Below are 3,015 nucleotides of genomic sequence, written 5' to 3' on the forward strand. Positions count from 1 at the left end.
AAGCTTCCGGCGTTGGACAGCGCAGGATTCCAGCGCTGCGGCAACAGTTTTGATGCCATCGCCAAAGGCGACATCATGCTCAACTATCCCTATCACAAGTTCTCGTATTTCACTGAGCTTGTCCGCCAGGCCGCCTTCGACCCTGCGGTTAAATTTATTAAAATAAATCTTTACCGTGTCGCAAAAAAGTCACGGGTTATGCAATCACTGATTGATGCGGTGAAAAATGGCAAGCAGGTAACGGCAGTCATCGAGCTTCGCGCCCGATTTGATGAAGAACACAACATCGAATGGACCCGCCTTCTGGCTGAAGCGGGTGTAAAAGTGCACCACGGCATTCCCACGCTGAAAGTACACTCAAAACTGTGTTTAATTGGCCGCGAAGAACAAGGTGAAACCCGACTCTATTGCCACGTTGGTTCAGGCAACTTTAATGAAGGCACAGCCAAAGTGTATACCGACTTATCGCTGTTTACCGCCAACCAGGAAATAGCCAGAGAAGTAGAGCAGGTGTTTGATTTAATTGAACATCCATATAGACGCGATAACTTCAAACATCTCATTGTGTCTCCGTTCGATGCCAGGCAAAAGCTGCTTTCACTGATAGATGACGAAATTCTCAATGCCCGAATGGTAGGCAATGCCGCTATCACCCTGAAGCTTAATAACCTGGTAGACGAGCAACTGATAGGCAAACTCTACGATGCCTCCATGGCCGGAGTAAAAATACGCCTTATTATCAGAGGCATGTGTTCATTGATCCCTCAAATCGATGGCATCAGCGATAACATACAGGTCATCAGCATTGTAGATAGGTTTCTTGAGCATTCCAGGGTAATGCTGTTCCATGCGGGTGGTGAAAATAAGCTGTTCCTGTGCTCTGCCGACTGGATGAGTCGCAATATAGATAGCCGTATAGAGGTAAGTACTCCGATTTATGATCCCCGATTAAAACAAATGGTAATGGATTTGCTGGCGCTGCAGTTTTCAGATAACACCAAGGCAAGGATCATTAACAAAGAGCAAAGCAATCCGTACCGAAATCGGGGAAATAAACGTAAGTTGCGCTCCCAATTTGCCATTTCTCACTATCTTATCCAATACGAAAAGCAGGAACGGAACCGTATTGCCGAAGAAATGGCCGACGAACAAGCCAAAGCTGAAGAGGCTGCAAGATTGGCCGCACTGGAATGCTGTTCCGAAACAGATGCAGGCCAGACAGAGCCCAATAGCTCACAGATATCGGCAGGCTGAGCAAGATCAGGAGAAGAGAGTTGTCAACGTCCTCACAACGCCATTTTGTGGCCATCGACATGGGTTCCAACAGCTTCCATTTAATGATTGCCAGGGAGCAGGATGGCAGTTTGCAAATTCTGCACAAAGAAAAGGAACAAGTTCGCCTTGCACAAGGGTTAAGCCCTGAGGGCTATTTGTCAGATGAAGCCATCGCCAGAGGTCTTGAGTGCCTGCGTAACTTCAGCCAGCGATTTTCAGGTCTGTGCGAAACCCAGGTGCGACTGGTGGCAACTCACACGCTGCGGGTCGCCCGTAACCGTGATAGGTTCCTTAAAGCAGCACGAACCGTGCTGCCCTACCCTGTAGAGGTTATTTCCGGTCATGAAGAAGCTCGGCTTATTTACTCGGGCATAGCCCAGAGTCAGGTACTTGCTAAACATAACCTGGTTATTGACATAGGTGGTGGCTCTACCGAAGTCGTCATAGGTGAAAAAAATCAACCGGTAAAACTCTCCAGCCTTCGTTGCGGATGCGTCAGCTACAACGAGCGTTTCTTTACCGACGGCAAACTTAACATTGGCGCATTTCGCGCAGCACAAGCGGCAGCGGACAAGCAATTTTCCACTCTGTCGAAAGAGTATTTTGATGGCCGCTGGGATCTGGTACTCGGCAGCTCCGGCTCTGTAAAAGCCATCTGCGAGGCGCTTGCAGAAACTCAGGGAGAAGAAACTGTCACGCTGGCGCGATTGAAAGAACTTAAACTTCACTTGATTAAGGCGGGGCATGTTGACGCTCTGGAGCTGGCGAATATTGACCGTAAACGACTTATTCTGGTACCAGCTGGCCTTGCAATTCTAATCAGCTTCTTCAAGCGACTCGACATTGAGAAGCTTGAACCCACTCCGGCGGCATTGCGCGAAGGTGTACTCTATGAGCTGGCACAAATCGACCAGTCGCAGGACATACGTCACCGTACGGTGGAAAGTATTGCCCAGCTCTATCATGTGGATACAAAACATGGCGCCCGGGTACGCACGACCGCAATGACACTGTTTGATACCGTGGCCGACAGCTGGAATATCCGGCCGCATGCGCGTTTGCTGGCCTACGCAGCGTCGCTCCACGAAATCGGTATTCATATCAGTTCCCAGGCCCACCACAAACACGGCCAATACATTATCGCCAACAGCGACTTACCGGGGTTCTCCGAGGATCTGCAGCAAGATCTGGCACTGTTGATTGGCAATCAACGCAAAAAACCGCAATTTGACAATATCAATACACTTGCCGATGGCAGGCGCCAGACGTTAGTCAAACTCTTGTGTTTATTGCGCCTTGCAGTATTGGTCAATCTGGGGCGGGTAGCCCGTTCATTGCGTCTGAGCTGCTTACCACTTGATGAAAATGCGCTGGCACTTATCCCGGAGCAGAGTGCGCGGGTTGAGCTGCTGTTTAAGGATCTTAAACGTGAGAGAAAGCATATGGCACAACTGGGGCTATTACTGCGGCTGGACAGTGAAATGCGTCCCAACCCCGATGAAGACATGGATTAACCACCACAAATAACTGCCTGTCTCACAAAGTCGGCCTCTTTTAGGTGTAATATTCAATTTAAAGTGGCACTTAGTTCGCCATACCGTTAAACTTTTGCACGTCATTACCAGTATGATTAAATGGATTAATCAGGGTTCAGACTGGGATGACATCGGGCAGAGCGCACGATGCGCAGCCAACTGGAACAAACCTTAAGGTTTTGCATATGGAAATCACGATTTTATT

At 48.9% G+C, this 3,015-nt stretch carries 2 protein-coding genes; both read left to right on the plus strand.

Annotation, left to right across the window (positions count from 1 at the left end; all coding sequences use genetic code 11):
- On the plus strand, positions 1-1,254 hold a 1,254-nt coding region (gene ppk1 / locus ABYK60_RS18370), incomplete at its 5' end, for a polyphosphate kinase 1 (RefSeq protein WP_372873437.1).
- A 59-nt stretch (positions 1,255-1,313) separates the two neighbouring features.
- Complete coding sequence (locus tag ABYK60_RS18375; protein WP_372873438.1) at positions 1,314-2,789, plus strand: exopolyphosphatase; 1,476 nt, start codon at positions 1,314-1,316, stop codon at positions 2,787-2,789.
- Positions 2,790-3,015: the final 226 nt, after the last annotated feature.

The organism is Shewanella sp. (assembly GCF_041630135.1).
In the GTDB taxonomy this organism is placed as follows: domain Bacteria; phylum Pseudomonadota; class Gammaproteobacteria; order Enterobacterales; family Shewanellaceae; genus Shewanella.